This is a genomic window from Flavobacterium sp. PS2 (genome assembly GCF_046250155.1).
Classification (GTDB): domain Bacteria; phylum Bacteroidota; class Bacteroidia; order Flavobacteriales; family Flavobacteriaceae; genus Flavobacterium.
On the sequence record NZ_CP176426.1, the window covers coordinates 100,475 to 117,501 of the forward strand.

General features: G+C 33.4%; 16 protein-coding genes. 15 read left to right on the forward strand and 1 reads right to left on the reverse strand.

All coding sequences use genetic code 11. The features are described from left to right. The first annotated feature begins 154 nt into the window (after positions 1–154). The 12 genes from ACJ6WR_RS00340 to ACJ6WR_RS00395 all read left to right on the forward strand — a co-directional run bounded on the left by ACJ6WR_RS00340 (position 155) and on the right by ACJ6WR_RS00395 (position 12,113). Positions 155–1,105, forward strand: coding sequence for an isopenicillin N synthase family dioxygenase (locus ACJ6WR_RS00340; RefSeq protein ID WP_039114136.1), 951 nt, complete (start codon positions 155–157; stop codon positions 1,103–1,105). Between the two features lie 75 nt (positions 1,106–1,180). Further along, positions 1,181–1,510: a translation initiation factor gene (locus ACJ6WR_RS00345; protein ID WP_039114137.1), complete on the forward strand. Its 330-nt coding sequence runs from the start codon at positions 1,181–1,183 to the stop codon at positions 1,508–1,510. A gap of 295 nt (positions 1,511–1,805) precedes the next feature. Then, entirely contained in the window at positions 1,806–2,675 is an 870-nt protein-coding gene (locus ACJ6WR_RS00350; protein ID WP_039114138.1) for a nucleoside phosphorylase, read from the forward strand. Between the two features lies 1 nt (position 2,676). After that, on the forward strand, positions 2,677–3,117 hold the full coding sequence (locus tag ACJ6WR_RS00355; RefSeq protein WP_409416723.1) for a DinB family protein: 441 nt from the start codon (positions 2,677–2,679) through the stop codon (positions 3,115–3,117). A gap of 1 nt (position 3,118) precedes the next feature. Then, a complete protein-coding gene (locus ACJ6WR_RS00360; RefSeq protein ID WP_409416724.1) occupies positions 3,119–3,502 on the forward strand; it encodes a VOC family protein in 384 nt (127 codons plus the stop codon). A 53-nt stretch (positions 3,503–3,555) separates the two neighbouring features. After that, a complete protein-coding gene (locus tag ACJ6WR_RS00365; RefSeq protein ID WP_409416725.1) occupies positions 3,556–4,407 on the forward strand; it encodes a substrate-binding domain-containing protein in 852 nt (283 codons plus the stop codon). Positions 4,408–4,426: 19 nt separating this feature from the next. Next, the gene (locus ACJ6WR_RS00370) at positions 4,427–5,359 is read left to right on the forward strand and encodes a hypothetical protein (protein WP_039114143.1); all 933 of its coding nucleotides are present in this window, start codon (positions 4,427–4,429) and stop codon (positions 5,357–5,359) included. A gap of 385 nt (positions 5,360–5,744) precedes the next feature. After that, complete coding sequence (locus ACJ6WR_RS00375; RefSeq protein WP_039114146.1) at positions 5,745–6,308, forward strand: Crp/Fnr family transcriptional regulator; 564 nt, start codon at positions 5,745–5,747, stop codon at positions 6,306–6,308. Positions 6,309–6,367: 59 nt separating this feature from the next. Next, positions 6,368–7,138, forward strand: a complete 771-nt coding sequence (gene lpxA, locus ACJ6WR_RS00380) for an acyl-ACP--UDP-N-acetylglucosamine O-acyltransferase (protein ID WP_409416726.1) — start codon at positions 6,368–6,370, stop codon at positions 7,136–7,138. A gap of 168 nt (positions 7,139–7,306) precedes the next feature. Further along, a complete protein-coding gene (locus ACJ6WR_RS00385) occupies positions 7,307–9,274 on the forward strand; it encodes a thiamine pyrophosphate-binding protein (protein ID WP_082001826.1) in 1,968 nt (655 codons plus the stop codon). A 40-nt stretch (positions 9,275–9,314) separates the two neighbouring features. After that, positions 9,315–10,961, forward strand: coding sequence for a flavin monoamine oxidase family protein (locus ACJ6WR_RS00390; RefSeq protein WP_409416727.1), 1,647 nt, complete (start codon positions 9,315–9,317; stop codon positions 10,959–10,961). Positions 10,962–11,747: 786 nt separating this feature from the next. Continuing rightward, positions 11,748–12,113, forward strand: coding sequence for a hypothetical protein (locus tag ACJ6WR_RS00395; RefSeq protein WP_039114149.1), 366 nt, complete (start codon positions 11,748–11,750; stop codon positions 12,111–12,113). Positions 12,114–12,328: 215 nt separating this feature from the next. Here ACJ6WR_RS00395 and ACJ6WR_RS00400 read toward each other — a convergent pair whose 3' ends face one another. Beyond that, positions 12,329–13,006, reverse strand: a complete 678-nt coding sequence (locus ACJ6WR_RS00400) for a Crp/Fnr family transcriptional regulator (protein WP_086893822.1) — start codon at positions 13,004–13,006, stop codon at positions 12,329–12,331. 286 nt (positions 13,007–13,292) lie between these two features. Here ACJ6WR_RS00400 and abc-f point away from each other — a divergent pair, with 286 nt between their 5' ends. Genes abc-f through ACJ6WR_RS00415 form a run of 3 tightly spaced genes read left to right on the forward strand, consistent with a single transcriptional unit; the run spans position 13,293 to position 16,890 of the window. Next, a complete protein-coding gene (gene abc-f / locus ACJ6WR_RS00405; protein WP_409416728.1) occupies positions 13,293–14,879 on the forward strand; it encodes a ribosomal protection-like ABC-F family protein in 1,587 nt (528 codons plus the stop codon). Positions 14,880–14,884: 5 nt separating this feature from the next. Next, the gene (locus ACJ6WR_RS00410) at positions 14,885–15,712 is read left to right on the forward strand and encodes a helix-turn-helix domain-containing protein (RefSeq protein ID WP_039114152.1); all 828 of its coding nucleotides are present in this window, start codon (positions 14,885–14,887) and stop codon (positions 15,710–15,712) included. Positions 15,713–15,759: 47 nt separating this feature from the next. Next, complete coding sequence (locus tag ACJ6WR_RS00415) at positions 15,760–16,890, forward strand: FAD-dependent oxidoreductase (protein ID WP_409416729.1); 1,131 nt, start codon at positions 15,760–15,762, stop codon at positions 16,888–16,890. Positions 16,891–17,027: the final 137 nt, after the last annotated feature.

The following is a 17,027-nucleotide window of genomic DNA, read 5'->3' on the forward strand; positions in this document are numbered from 1 at the left end:
TCAATGAATGTTGTAAAAATATAACAATTAAGCTATATTTTGTTATATAATTGTAAATTATTAGCATTTGTTGAAATAAAAATAACAAATTAGTTTTACATTTGCTCAAGATATGGTTTTTAAACCAATCAAGTTATCAATAAATATGTAAAGTATGCAAAACATTCCTAGTGTAGACTTACGTGATTTCCTTTCGGACAGCCCGGAACGTAAACAAAAATTTGTAAATGAAATCGGAAATGCATTTGAAAACATTGGCTTCGTTGCCCTAAAAGGTCATTTTTTAGATGATCAGTTAGTTGACGAACTTTATGGCGAAATTAGAAAATTTTTCGCATTGCCAATAGAATCTAAACATAATTATGAAATTCCAGGTATTGGAGGTCAGAGAGGTTATGTTTCTTTTGGTACAGAACACGCCAAAGGAAGAAAAGAAGGTGACTTAAAAGAATTCTGGCATTTTGGTCAGTATGTGAGTGAAGACTCAAAGTATGCCTCAGAATACCCAGAAAATGTTGAAGTAACAGAACTACCTAAATTTAATGCAGTTGGTAAAGAAGCGTACCAAATGCTTGAAAAAACTGGAGTTTATGTTTTAAGAGCTTTAGCATTACACCTTGGATTAGATGAATTTTACTTTGACAAATATGCCAAAGACGGAAATTCTATCCTACGTCCTATTCACTACCCACCAATTACATCTGAACCTAAAGATGCAATTCGTGCTGCTGCTCACGGTGATATTAACCTTATTACCTTATTAATGGGAGCGCAAGGAAAAGGATTACAAGTTCAAAATCATGATGGAGAATGGATTGATGCCATTGCCGAAGATGATCAATTGGTAATTAATGTTGGAGACATGCTTTCTCGTCATACCAACAACAGACTAAAATCGACTATTCACCAAGTAGTTAACCCTCCAAGAGAATTATGGGGAACATCTCGTTTCTCTGTTCCGTTTTTTATGCACCCTGTAAGCGATATGCGTTTGGATTGTTTAGAAAACTGTATTGATGACGAGAATCCTAAAAAATTCGAGGATATTACTGCTGGAGAATATTTATACGAACGTTTGGTAGATTTGGGTTTAATCAAAAAATAATCTTTAAATTTACCTAATAATAAAAAGACATTGAGTTTATACTTAATGTCTTTTTAATTTTAAAATAAATTACAAATGGACTTACAAGACCAACTAAAAAATCTTTTCCCGGATCACGAAGTATCTCCCGACGAAATTGTGGTTCCAGAAGATCATACGCTTTTTATTCAAAAAGAACCTATGATTTGTAAATACGAAAAACGAAAAGGAAAAGCTACAACCATAATCGAAGGTTACGAAGGAACCGATGAAGATTTTAAAATCCTAGCCAAAGAAATTAAAACCAAATTAAGCGTTGGCGGCACTTTTAAAGACGATTCTATTATTATACAAGGTGATTACCGAGATAAAATAATGGAAATACTAAAAGCTAAAGGATTTAAAGTAAAACGTGTTGGCGGCTAGTATTTAGTACCAGTAATCAGTTTCGGTTTTCAGATACATAACTTTGAGCGCAAAATTTTTCTTTGCGAACCTTGCGTTTATGAAAATCTAGTATGAAACCTTTGCGCCCTTTGCGGTTAAATCATAACAAAACACAGGAAAAGACGCACTGCGGTGCGCCTCTACAGAACTGAACCTTTAAAAAAATAAAAAAAAAGACGTACAGTTATGCGCTTCTATAAGAAAACCTTAGAACCTCAGAACCTTTGTCTCTTTGAACCTTTAAAAACCCTTTGAACCTTAAAAAATACAAACAATGATACAATCATCAGAATTAATACTAAATCCAGACGGAAGCGTTTACCATTTAAATCTTCGCCCAGAACATATTGCAAATGACATTATTTTTGTAGGCGATCAAAATCGTGTAGAAAAAATTACTCAGTTTTTTGACAGCATCGAGTTTTCTACACAAAAAAGAGAATTTAAAACTCAAACCGGAACCTATAAAGGAAAAAGAATTACTGTAATGTCTACTGGTATTGGTCCAGATAATATTGATATTGTAGTAAACGAATTAGACGCTTTGGTAAATATTGATTTAGAAACTCGTAAACCAAAAGAAAACCTAACCTCTCTAAATATTATCAGAATTGGAACTTCTGGTTCACTACAAGCAGATATTCCTGTAGATAGTTTTGTAATGTCTACTTTTGGACTTGGTCTTGATAATATGCTTCGTTCTTATTTAATCGATGAAGTTTCGAATGTTGCCATGGAAGAAGCTTTTATAAACCATACCAATTGGGACATCCGTAAAGGAAAACCATATGTAATTGCTGGTTCAGAGAAACTAGAAAAACTTATCGAGAGCGACAAAATACACAAAGGAATCACTGCAACTGCAGGAGGTTTTTATGGTCCACAAGGGCGTGTTTTACGTTTAAACATTCAGGATGAAGAATTAAATGCTAAGATGGATAATTTTACTTTTAATGATAACCGAATTACAAATCTAGAAATGGAAACTGCTGCTATTTATGGACTTTCGGCACTTTTAGGACATCATGCATTATCACTAAATGCAATTATTGCCAATCGTGCTTCGGGAACTTTTAGCGAAGACCCATACAAAGCTGTAGATGAATTAATTAAATACACGTTAAACAAATTAATTACGAATTAATATGCAAAATGCAATCTACAAGTTTGAAAAATTGCTCCATGAAAATTCAGAATACCTAAGATCTTTAGACAACGAAACTTTAGAAAAGAAACTTCCTGAAAAATGGTCAAAAAAAGAAATTTTAGGACATCTTGTAGATTCATCTATACATAATTTAATTCGTTTTACAGAGATAAATTATCTGCCAAAGCCGTATAATCACAGACCATACAACCAGAATGATTTGGTTAACATAAACCAATATCAAACAATGGATATGGAGGAGTTAATACAGCTTTGGTACTCGATAAATAAGCAAATTATTAGACTTTTTAAATCTGTTGATGAAAAAGCACTCGATTACAAAATTATATTAAGTGATGGTTCTATGATTAACCTCGATTTCTTGATGAAAGATTACGTTGAGCATTTGGAACATCATATTAATCAAATAAAAAAATAGCATGACTTTAAGAGTTGCTCGCCATACAAATGATCTAGGAAAACTAGTAAATTTCTATGTCAATATTTTGGGATTTGAAAGACTAGGAGGTTTTCAGGATCATAACAATTATGATGGAGCTTTTATCGGGAAACCTGATTTAGGCTGGCATTTTGAATTTACAAAGTCGAATGATAAAGCCAATCATACTTCAGATGAAGACGATGCTATAGTATTATATCCCGAAACACTTTTAGAATATAATCGATTAGTAATTAATATTTTAAATAATAACATATCTTTTATAACGGCTAAAAATCCATATTGGAATTTGGAAGAAAACGGAAAAATGTTGCTTGATCCAGATGGTTTCCGTATTATTATTTCATCATTAAAAGCTAAATAAATTTTCTAAAATCTAAGTAGTCTAACTAATCTAAAAATCTAAGAAGTCTAAAAATGAAAACTATAAAAATAGCAGGTGTTCCCGAGCATTTTAATTTACCATGGCATTTATGTATTGAAAATGGCGAATTCGAAAACGACGGAATCGATTTACAATGGACAGATGTTCCCGAAGGAACAGGCAAAATGTGCCAGATGCTTCGCGATGGCGAAACTGATATTGCTGTAATATTAACCGAAGGAATCGTAAAAGATATAGCTGCAGGAAACCCAAGCAAAATTGTGCAAGTATATGTACAATCGCCTTTAATTTGGGGCATACACGTTGCGGCAAAATCAGATTATAAAACCATCGGAGATTTAGAAAACAAAAAAGTAGCAATTTCCCGCTTAGGTTCAGGATCACAATTAATGGCTTACGTAAATGCCAATAATCAAGATTGGAAAACAAATAATCTGGAATTCGAAATCGTAAACACTATCGATGGCGCAGTCGAAGCACTAACAAATAAAACTGCCGATTACTTTATGTGGGAACGTTTCATGACAAAACCATTAGTCGATAAAGGCGTTTTCAGACGCATAACCGACTGTCCTACTCCATGGCCATCATTTGTAATTGCTGTGCGTGACGAAGTGCTCAAAAAGAATCCAAAGGCAATTGCTTCAATTTTGGAAGTTATAAACGCCACAACCGAAGATTTCAAGTCAATACCTAGCATAGACAGAACTTTAGCCGAATTATTTGAGCAAAAAGTCGAAGATATCCAAGAATGGTTAAAACTTACACAATGGTCACAAAAACCATTAAATGAAAAAACATTTAATAAAATTCAAAATCAATTATTTGAACTGAGTATTATTGATAAAAAAGGTACTTTTGTAGAAACGGTAAAAGTTCTTTAAAAATTGCTTAGGGGGCATTATGATAAAAAATAGAAAAATTGACTTAATAAAACTTAAAAGTAGCCTTCAGGTAAAATCACCTTGGAATCAGGTTATTATTATGCTATTGAGTTTTTTAATCACGCTTCCTACTTTTATCATATTGCACCAAAATTTAATCGACCTCAACTGGCCCTTTAATTTCGATAGAGTATTACTCTTTATATTTGTTCTCGTAGCACTCTATTTTCTCTTAATGCAATTAAAAACGATAATCATTATTTGTATCGTTTTATACCTCATAATCTTGTTTTACGGAACCGCTTTGGGCAATTATGGCTTTAGCGAAGTTGCCGAAGATTACAATTCGATTATCTATACCATGTCCGATAATCCTTATCCTCAGGATATTATTGTTGCCAAACTGCTTCCGTTTCCTAACAAATCTAAGATTATTAATGCCATAGAATATCAAAATCCTAAAGTGAGGAATTTTGCTATAATGGCAACGTCTAAACATTTTAAGAACATCAAAGGATATTCGGATTATAGAACCATAATACAATGTTTTGCTGTTTTTAAAGAAATCAATAGTCGATGGAATTATGTAAATGATCCCAAAGAAGGCGACTATATCGCTACAGCAAGTGAGTCCTTAATGTATTTTTCGGGCGATTGCGACGATCATTCTATTTTAATGGCAGCAGCTGTACGCTCTATCGGCGGCACACCAAGACTTATTCATACCAAAGGGCATATTTACCCAGAAATATTAATTGGGTCAATGATAGACCTCGAAAAAGTAAATTACTTGATTAAAAATGTCCTTTTTGTAAACGAAAGCTACAAGAAAACATTGCACTATCATATCGATGAACGCGGACAAGTATGGCTAAACCTTGATTATACAGCCAAATATCCTGGAGGACCATTCATGTCCGAAGAAATTCTAGGAGAACTTACACTTAAATAAAACCCTATAGTTTGTCAATTTCGACGTAGGAAACCTGAGCGATTTAACCGCAAAGTTCACAAAGAGATACACAAAGGACGCTAAGTATTTTTTTTTAAAATCATTTAAATCTTTTAATCTGTGGCAAAAAAATTAACCGCAGAGGGCGCAAAGTTTCACTACAATTTTGTCATTTCTATTTAGCGTCTTTACGTGAGATTTTTTCGGAACAGGAGAAGAATAAGGAGCTATTTCCAGCTCTCCACTCTATCTTTTCTTTGTTAAGGAAACAAAGAAAAGGATGCCGTTGCTATCTGGGCTAGAGATTTTATGGAAATATCAGTTTAAATAGTATTTTAGTGTGCTAGAAATTACCTGGAAGATGATTCCTAAAACTTCGTAAAAAATGACCGAACTAATTGCATTTATAAATACGCTACAAGAATTAGATTTCGAAACCGAACAAGCCATCAAAAAATGCTTTGTCAAGGAAACCTATGCTAAAAATGAGTTTATCGTTGAAGAAGGAAAAATATGTTCAAAAATCAGTTACATAAAATCAGGATTAGTCCGTAGGTTCTATCTTGATGATGGTGAAGAAATAACTAAATGGATTTATACCAACGACCAGTTCGTTACATCATTAAGTAGTTTTTTTGAACAAAAACCATCATTCGAAATCTTTCAAGCCTGTGAAGAAACTATACTATATTCCTTATCTTATACTGATGAGCAACTTTTATTAGAATATCCATTATTTGCAAAATTTCATATAAAACTACTAAGACTATATCTTTCTAAACTTAATGAATTCCATCATTCATATAAACTAATGAGTGCTCAGGAAAAATATATGTACTTACTTCATTCATTTCCTTCCATCATAAAAAAAGCAAAATTAAAACATATTGCTTCCCTTATCAATGTAAGTCCAGAAACCTTAAGCCGAATAAGAGCTTCAATTAATTGATATTACATCAATCAAAATCATTTATATTTTTTCAACATTTGCCAACTAATAAAGCAAAAGTGAAAAATACAATAATAGGAAAGAAAGCCAATATTGGGAAAAATGTTCATATAGGAAATTTTACTACTATAGAAAGTGACGTCATAATTGGCAATAATACTTGGATTGGTAATAATGTAAGTATCTTAAATGGCTCAAGAATTGGCGAAAATTGCCAAATACATTCGGGAGCAGTGTTGGCAGGAATGCCACAAGATTTAAAATATAATGGAGAAAACACAACACTCGAAATCGGAAATAACAATATTATACGAGAATTTGTAACCATTAATAAAGGGACAATATCCAAACAAAAAACTATAATTGGAGATAATAATTTATTAATGTCTAATGCACATATTGGTCATGATAGCCTGATTGGAGATAATTGTATTATAGGATTTAGTGTTGGAATGGCTGGAGAGGTAGTTCTAGGTAATTGGGCTAATATTAGTGGATTAACTGCCATACATCAATTTTCTGTTATTGGTGAGCACAGCATGATTAGTGGCATGAGTCGCATTGTAAAAGATATCCCTCCATACATAATGGCAGCTCGAGAACCACTGAGTTATGTGGGCATAAATACTGTAGGTTTAAAAAGGAGAGGATTTGAAACCGAAAAATTAAATGAACTCAAAGAAATATATCGTATTATTTTTCAAGAAAAGAAAAATACAACCCTTGCTTTAGAATTAATTGAAAACCACTTTAAACAAACTGTAGAACGCGATAAAATCATACACTTTATAAAACAATCAACTAGAGGAATTATAAAAGGTAATATCTAATAAAATTTCGAAATACAACATTAACTTCTATTCTTTATATTAAAACACTTACCTTTTTATTCTAAAAAAATAAAATAACTAATTATAAAACACGTATTTATACTCAATTTTCTGTAAAACCTTGTTTCTATCTTTGATTTAGTAACCTACGCTAAAAATCAAAAAGAAATGAAAAAAGACGCTATTGCCCCACCTACGCGATGGACCAGAGATTATTTATTTGATATTCTCAAAGATTTAGGAATCCATTACATATTTGGTGTTCCCGGTACCAACGAAATCCCACTAATAGATGGAACCTCTTACCCCGAAAATGGAGTTAAGTATATAGAATGTTTACACGAAAATATTGCTATTGGAGCTGCAATGGGTTCAGCTCGAATGACAGGTAAGCCAGGAGTACTTATAGTGCATGTAACACCAGGAATTGCCCACAGTATTGGTAATCTTTTTAACGCTCATCGATCGCAAATGCCATTAGTAGTACTTTGTTGTCAGCAACAGAACGAGCTGGTAACACAAGAACCATTACTAGCATCAAACTTAGTAGATCTTGCCAAACAATACACAAAATGGGCTCATGAAGTGCGCACAGCCGAAGAAATGCCACTTGTATTACAAAGAGCCTTTAAAGAAGCTATGGCGCCGCCAAATGGTCCAGTTTTTATCTCTATACCATGGGAATTTACAATGGTAGCCATCGAGGAAAATCAAAAAATAAAAGGAGTTACCCGTATTTCTCCACACTTTACAGGAGATGATGAGTCTATTAAAGAAACTGCTAATTTATTGGCTACAGCCAAAAACCCGCTTATTGTAGCTGGCGATGCAGTAGGATATGCCGATGCCTGGAAAGAAATTCAAGACCTAGCCGAATTAATTGGTGCACCTGTAGTTTTACAATCATTTAGTAGTGTAGCAAACTTCCCTAACAATGACTATCACTGGCAAGGAGAATTAGCAGGAAGTCAAGCAGGAGTTCAAGCTGCTTTTAAAGACCATGACGTAGCTTTTTTAATCGGTTTTGGAGCTCAGGCACAAGTAGCAGTATTCAAATATTCAGATGGACCGCTTATACCAGAACAGGTAAAACTAGCCTATCTTACAAACAACACTTGGGATATAGCTAAGAATTTTTATGGTGAAACAGCCATTCTAGGAGATATTAAAGCCACATTGCCAATACTAAACAATTATATCTCCCCGCAAAGACCTAAAGAAGCCGATGCAAGAAATCAAAAACTCAAGGCCTTAGATCTTGTTCGTGCTCAAAAATGGGATCTGTATCATGAAAAAGCTATGAATGAGCCAGATATCTGGGCAGTTGTTATAGCCAAAGCATTAAAAGAAGCTATAGAAGATCGCAACTTAGCCGATAATTTTGTCTATGTACACGAAGCTGTATCCGATGGAGCTCCATTTCAGTATTATCTACCTTTTGGAACCAAAGGAGCAAAACCTATTAGTTATTATTGTGTCGCAGGAGGCTCACTAGGATGGTCAATGCCAGCATCATTAGGAATTAAACTAGAAGACAAAACTTCACAAGGAATTGGTACTAAATTAGTCATTAATGCCATTGGCGATGGATCATCTTTATTCTATCCGCAAACATGGTGGACAGCAGCGCACGAAAAATTACCAATCTTATATATCATTACCAATAATCACGAATACCATACATTACAGTTAGGCTTACAACAAGTAGTTGCTGCCTATGGTAAAGCTCCTGGATATGGATGGAACCCTAAAACTATGGATCCCTCTTATTTGCGATTAGAAAGACCAAAAATGGATTTTGTGAATCTGGCAAAAGCTTTTGGTGGAGAACATGGCGAAGTTGTTCTTACTCCCGCTACAGTAAAAGAAGCTGTCGAGAGAGGAATAAATCACGTTTTAACCAATAATACTTCTTATATACTAGATATGCGTATTGCATCGGACACACCACCAATACAAATAAAATCTAATGATGCAACCTTTTTGGTCGATAAACGATATGCGTTACAACCAACCTTAAATATATCTCTGGAAGATTCATTAAGAGGGAATTCATTAAACATGAAAGCATCTTTAAAAAACACTGACCTTCTAGAAAACGAAAGTACAATACTTAATTTACCATCATTCTTTTAAAGAAATAATCGTTGTGAAAACAACATAAATATATAACAAAATGGAAAACGAAAAAATTGATATCGCCATAGTTGGTGGAGGTGTTTCGGGCGTATACAGCGCATGGAAACTTAAAACAAAATATCCAAACAAAAAGATTGTTCTTTTTGAAGGAGGAGATCATATTGGAGGGCGTTTATTATCTGTAATCCCCCCAGGAATTCCTAATATGGTAGCAGAGTTAGGCGGAATGAGAATTCTTGAAAACACACAACATTTAATTGTAAAATTAATAGATGATATTAATGCAAAATTATCTCAGGAGGATCAAATCAAGTTATATGATTTCCCAGTAGATCAGCCACAAAACATCGCTTATTTGCGTGGAGAGCACCTGCGCTTATCTGATTTTACAAGCGAACCAGACAAAGTACCTTATAAATTATCCTTTTTAGAAAAAGGCAATACCTCTGGAGCCATAATAGTAAATGCAATCGAACAATTGGTTCCGGGTATAACAAATACGGAATTGACGGAAAAAGAGCGTTTAAAAATGTGTCAGGAAGCTACTTTTGAAGGAGAACCATTATACAAATTAGGTTTTTGGAATCTGCTCTATCGCGTAATTAGTGGTGAAGCATATCAATTTAGTATCGATTCCGGAGGATATAACTCAACACTAGTCAATTGGAATGCTGCTGATGCAATTCCGTGGTACCTCTCAGATTTTGGTATTAAACCTGTATATAAAGGATTTAAAAATGGATTCCAACAAGTTCCGATTTCATTAGCAAACTTCTTCGAAGCAGATGGAGGCGAAATAAGATTAGATTCCAAACTCGAAGGATTTGAGTCTAAAAATAATTTATTTGAACTTACTGTTAATGGCGAAATAATCGAGGCGACACAATTAATATTGGCAATGCCACGTCGTTCGCTAGACTTATTAACCAATACTTCGCCTAGATTACAGGAAATTCAATCCCTTATAAGCAGTGTAACACCACGACCATTATTTAAAATATTTACGACCTATACTAGTCCTTGGTGGAGAAATGCAGGATATAATGATTCTGAAGGAGAATATGTTCCATTACAATCCGGAAGAACCGTTACCGATTTACCAATAAGACAAACTTATTATTGGCCATTAAATAACGGACATCCTTCAGTAAGTGGAGAATCAATGCTATTAGCAAGTTATGATGATGGTTCGAATATCGGGTTCTGGGATGGACTTAGACCTCAACGTAAAAAAGCCTGGAAAAAAGGCATCTCACATGCCGAACTTCTGGATGATCCGTTTATTGGAGAATATTCAGAAACAGAATCTCTTTTAAGTAAAGCTTTAAATCAAACCTGGCATCAATATCAGGCTCCACGCAAAATGGTCGAAGAATTAAGCCGTCAGTTAAAACAAATACATGATGTCGATTATGCACCAGCAGTTAAGAACGCAACGTTCCGTGACTGGGGAGAAGACCCTTTTGGAGGAGGTTGGAATAGTTGGAATATTGGAGTAAAAAGCTGGGAAGTAAAAGAAAAAATTATCCACCCGATAGACAATTGTTCTTTATATATATGTGGAGAAGCTTATTCAGATGGACAAGGCTGGGTTGAAGGAGCATTACAAACTGCAGACATGATGCTAACAAAATTCATTGCTGTAGAAAGTAAAACCCCAGTACAACAAGAAGCTACTCTATAAAGCTAAACAACTAATTTTGCCCCCCCTTTTTATACTCAAAAAAGCTCAATTCAGTTGAATTGGGCTTTTTTTTATTAAGGTTCTGAGAGGCATCGGTTCAAAGTTGCAATCCCGAAGCTTCGGGACTGAGGTACAAAGGCTCTGAAAAGCTTTGTGGACTTTGCGTAAAACCTTGCGTCCTCTGCGGTTAATTGTATCCAAATATCCTCAAACTTGTCACCCTGACTCAGGAAAGGTCTCCGTAAATAACTCAATTATCCAATGAAACAATTCAAGAAAAAAAATGAGCCTTTACTCTATTTAACATGAGAGTATTTACTCTGTGTTATATGCTAACTTATTATCATCTAAATCAAATACTGTTCTTCTTTTTGTCAAGCTACTAGCGGAGACCCTTCCTGAGTCAGGGTGACAAGTTTGGTATTACTTTATGACTAAATCTGCCTTAAATTCTTATCTTCTTTTTTACAACCTTTTAACCTTTGTTCCTTTGAACCTTAGTACCTTAGTACCTCAGAAACTTTGAACCTTTATTAAAAATCATTTACTATACAGAATATTCGTCTTATTGATACAAAAAAAGATAAAAGGAAGAGGAAATCTAGCATCAATGTAACATTTTTAAATCAAGAAAAATGCATGATATATAATTCAAAAACACCTTAGTCCCAGCATTCATAATACATTAATAACTAGTCAATTCAATCCTAAAATCTTAAATTTTATTATTTGATTGAATATTATTTTTTTGTAACTTTTCATGTTTAACTTTTAATCAAAAAAACTATGAAAAAATCTACACTGCTTATCTTCGGGATTGCCTTATTATCAATATTAATGATTTCATGTCATAAAGGAAGAAATACACTTGTTAATTCCTGGAAAGTTACCAATGTAGAGGTCAAAAAACCACTTACAGATTCAATCAAAAACATAATACTCACCAAAGGAAATCTTACGTTTACAAAAGATGGAAAAGTAACCGGGTATTTAGATTCAGAATTAAATGGAACATTTGCTCTATACAAAGCAGGAAAAAGTTTAATTATTAAAGATGAAGTAGGTACTCCCTACCCTTTTGTAAGTACTATAGAAAAAGATCAATTAATATTAGATGGTGAAGAAATGAAATTAACATTAGACAAGAAATAAACCTAGAACTTATCTAATGCTTTTTCAACCTAAAAAAACATAATTCTTTAAGCTCCTTATCATTTTAAGGAGCTTTTTTATTTCAAACAAAACATAAAAATTTACAATTTTATTACGCTGTACAAAATGCAATCGATATTGTTTTAATAAATAATATAAAGCTACAATACCCTTTCAAATCAAAATATCTACTAAATTAATCGTCAAACAAATAACTATAATTTAGTAATATCCTGTATGTAAATCTCTTTTCGGTTATAAACAAGAATCTGATTTGTTTCTAATTCATTAATCAATTGTGTGGCTGTTTGCCTTGAAGTACAAATAATTTGAGCAATATCATTTTGAGTTAGATAATTCTCTATTCTAACAGAGTTTCCAGACTGAACACCTTCTTTTGCTGCCCAATCTTTTAGAAACTGAATCATTCTGGTTCTGGCATCCTTAGAAATCAGATTAGAATAACTGTTTTTGATACGTTTCATTTTTAGCCCGACAAATTTAGTGTAAGACAGCGCCAAAGCTGGATTTCGTAATAATAAATCTTCAAAATCTGACATCAAAAAACTACATATTGTAACATCGTCAGAGAGTACTTTGGCATATTCATTTGTCTGTTCATCAGTTTCGAGACTTAATTCTCCAAATAAATCTCCCTTCTGGATAATATCTTTTATATTTTCATTGCCTTCTTCATCAACAGAAACAATTTTGATATTTCCTTTTTTCAACAAAAAAATACGAGGCACATCAGAAGAAGAAAAATAAATAATTTCTCCTTTGTTTGCTTTTTTAAAACCAGTGATAATACATAATTGTTTTATTTGTCTAAAACTCAATGTTTCAAACAATTTGTGATCACGCAAATACCAATACTTTAATTCCTCATACATAACATAAAATCTATTGTTGTAAATATAACAGATTTTTATCCTTTTTACAGCTGAGATATTGAATTATATAGCTTTGTTATCCTTTTTATTAAAATAATAGAAGAAAAAAATGACAGCAGAATTATCTCCAAAATCATATTATATGCCCTATTAAACAAAAAAATGTATCTTTGTAATCTCAAAATTAAAGCAACACTATATGTGAAAAATAATTTCTTTCGGACAATCAAGAAGGTAGACTCCAAATCGAGTCTGCTTAATTTATTCATCTCAAAAGAAAGAAATTATGCTTATTCTACAAAACATTTCATATACACATCCCAACAAGGAATTGTTATTTGACACTATTAACTTTACTGTCAATACTAACGAAAAAATCGCCTTAATAGGCAACAATGGCACAGGAAAATCGACTTTGCTTAAAATCATTGCAGGCAAATTACAACCCTCAAACGGACAAGTAAGATGCGGCTCTGAACCTTATTATATACCACAAATATTTGGTCAGTATAATGATCTTACAATTGCTCAGGCATTACAAATTGAGGAAAAACTAACCGCTCTAAAAGAGATTCTGAAAGGAAACGTATCCGAAAATAATCTTAACGCATTAAATGATGATTGGACAATCGAGGAACGCTGCAACAATGCCTTAAAATATTGGCAATTAACAGACTTAGATTTATCACAAAAAATAGAAACTTTAAGCGGAGGACAAAAAACAAAGGTTTTCCTTGCTGGTATTTCTATTCATCAGCCAGAATTAGTGCTGTTGGACGAACCCAGTAATCATCTTGATGTAACAGCCAGACAATTATTGTATGATTTTATTCAGTCTACATCGAGCGCTTTAATTGTAGTAAGTCACGACCGAAAATTATTAAATCTTTTAAACACCGTTTTCGAACTAAGTAAGCGAGGTATTAGTATTTATGGTGGTAATTATGATTTTTATGCTGAGCAAAAGCAAATAGAACAAAACGCCCTAAACCAAGATTTACATAGCAAAGAAAAAGCGTTACGAAAAGCCAAAGAAAAAGAACGTGAAACGCTGGAACGCCAACAAAAACTAGACGCTCGTGGCAAAAAGAAACAAGAAAAAGCTGGTGTAGCCCGAATAATGATAAATACCTTAAGAAATAATGCTGAGAATAGTACCTCTAAAATAAAAGGTATGCATGCCGAAAAAATTGATGGTATCTCGCAAGAACTGCAAGAATTACGTTCGGCCTTACCAGATATTGACAAAATGAAATTTGGTTTTGATAATTCGTCATTACACAAAGGCAAAATTCTGTTTAATGCCAAAGACATTAATTATAGCTATGATAATGAGTTTATTTGGAAGCAAAACCTAAATATTCAGATTACTAGTGGCGAACGCATTGCATTAAAAGGATCTAATGGTTCAGGAAAAACCACTTTGATAAAATTAATACTGGGGAAATTAGAACCAAAAACAGGTACATTATCCCGAGCAGAAAATACGTCAGTTTATATAGATCAGGATTATTCGCTTATAGACAATCAGCTTAAAGTATACGAACAAGCACAACAATTTAATACCACCGCATTACAAGAGCATGAAATCAAGATGAGGCTTAACCGTTTCTTATTTACTAGAGAAGATTGGGATAAACCTTGCAATGTATTAAGTGGTGGAGAAAAAATGCGTTTGATGCTTTGTTGTCTAACAATAAGCAATCAGTCGCCAGATAGTATAATCCTCGACGAACCGACAAATAACCTTGATATTCAGAACATCGAGATCCTAACTGCAGCAATTAATGAGTTTAAAGGAACATTAATCGTTATATCACACGACGAATACTTTTTGGAACAAATAAATATTGAGCGAACAATTTTATTGTAAAATATATGGAATCTTTAAAAGTACAACATCAAGAATTTGAATCTCCTACAGAATTGCTCGCTGCCATAAAATGTTTTTGGTATGACAAAAGAAATTTAGGAGAATTAGAAACTAGTTTTGAAGTAGTTCCAGATGGTTATGCCGAAATAATTTTCTATTTCGGCAGCACCTGCAGCATATCTTATAATGGAAGTTTACAGCCACTCCCGTCACCTTTTTTGATAGGATTACTTAATAAACCGGTTCTTTTTTATGCCAAAGATTGTTTAGAAATTATTGGTATAAGATGTTATCCCTGGACAGTATTTGATTTACTAGGATTATCCTCTGGAAAAAACGGAGTTCAAGCATTTGAACATCCTATTAATCAACTTCAATCAGTATTAAAAGATTTAGTACTTAGTAATAAAATTGATGGTGCCATAACTCTGGTAAAACAATACTTCCTGAATGCACAATCGCAAATCCCTACTAACAGTATGTTATACAAAGCTGGAGTTGCTATGAATAAAGCAAACGGTTCTATACCCGTAAGTCAAGTTGCCGAAGCTGCACATGCAACAGTTCGTACTTTAGAAAGAAAGTTTAAACAATCCTCTGGTTATAGTGTAAAAGACGTATCAGGACTCATGCGGTTTGAGCAAGTACGAAACCAATTATGGGACAATCCAAATTCGAATATTGCCAGTTTAGCTCATGAATTTGGCTACACCGATCAATCTCATCTAAGTAAAGAATTTAAGCGCTATAGTGGCACTACACCAGCAGCATTTGCACGAAAGGCAAAGAAAGAAACGTTAAGTAATGATTTTGTCGCGTTTATACAATCCTAACCTACTAACATTATTGAATTTTGTATGATAATTAATAATACAAAATCATGTTATTTAAAAATAAAAAAATAGCCATTATAGGTGCAGGACCTGTCGGTCTTACCATGGCAAAATTATTACAGCAAGAAGGAATAGATGTAACTGTTTACGAAAGAGACAAAGACGCACAAACAAGGATTTCTGGCGGAACACTCGACCTGCATAAAGGTTCTGGACAAGAAGCAATGAAAAAAGCTGGATTGCTCGAAAAGTATTATGCAATGGGAACACCCATGGGAAGAACCGTTGCTAACGAGCAAGCCAAAGTGCTATTTTCTAACAAACCTACAACCAAAAACAAATATGATAATCCTGAGATAAACAGAAATGATTTAAGAAAATTGCTACTAGATAGTTTAGCAAATGATACCGTAATTTGGGATAGGAAATTTACTGATATTAAAGAAGAAAACGGAAAATGGTTTTTACAATTTGAAAATGAAAAAGATGTAATCGCAGATTTTATTATTGGTGCCAATGGCGGAATGTCTAAAGTGAGAAAATATGTAACAGATGCTCAAATAGTATACACAGGAACGCTTATTATACAAGGTGATGTTCCTGAGCCAGAAATTGCCTGTAACGAGTGCTACAAATTATGCAATGATAATATACTAATGATTGCAGCCGAAGGTAATTCGCTAGTAGCAAACCCTAAGAATAGCAATATATTGAGCTACAATGTAATTTTTAAAACACCAGAAAATTGGAACTCTGAAACTGGATTAAACCCCGAAGATACCGAAAGTGTAAGAACATACCTTATCGATAAATTTGCCCATTGGCATGACAGTTATAAACAATTATTTAGCGCTACATCGTCTTTTATTTTATGGCCAACGAGAAGAATACCTTTAGGAAATCCTTGGAAGAATAACCGCCCTTTGCCTATCACACTTATTGGCGATGCAGCACATATAATGCCTCCTTTTGCTGGTCAAGGCGCAAATACAGGATTATTAGACGCCTTAATTTTATCTGATAATCTGACTAATGGAAAATTTGAAACCATAGAAGCAGCAATCAATGATTATGAACAAAAAATGATGATTTATGCAACCGAAGCGCAACAAGAAACAAGCCAGAACGAAATAGCCATGCATGGTTCAGACTTTTCATTCCTGAAATTCTATGAATAAATCTCATTCAATCCAATAATAAATGCACTAGTTTCAATAAAAAAATTAAATCTTCTTAACTTCTAATTGCAATCTATAAAATTAAGCTCCTTAAGAAATTAGGGAGTTTTTTTATGTCAAAAACGTGGCATTAGTCA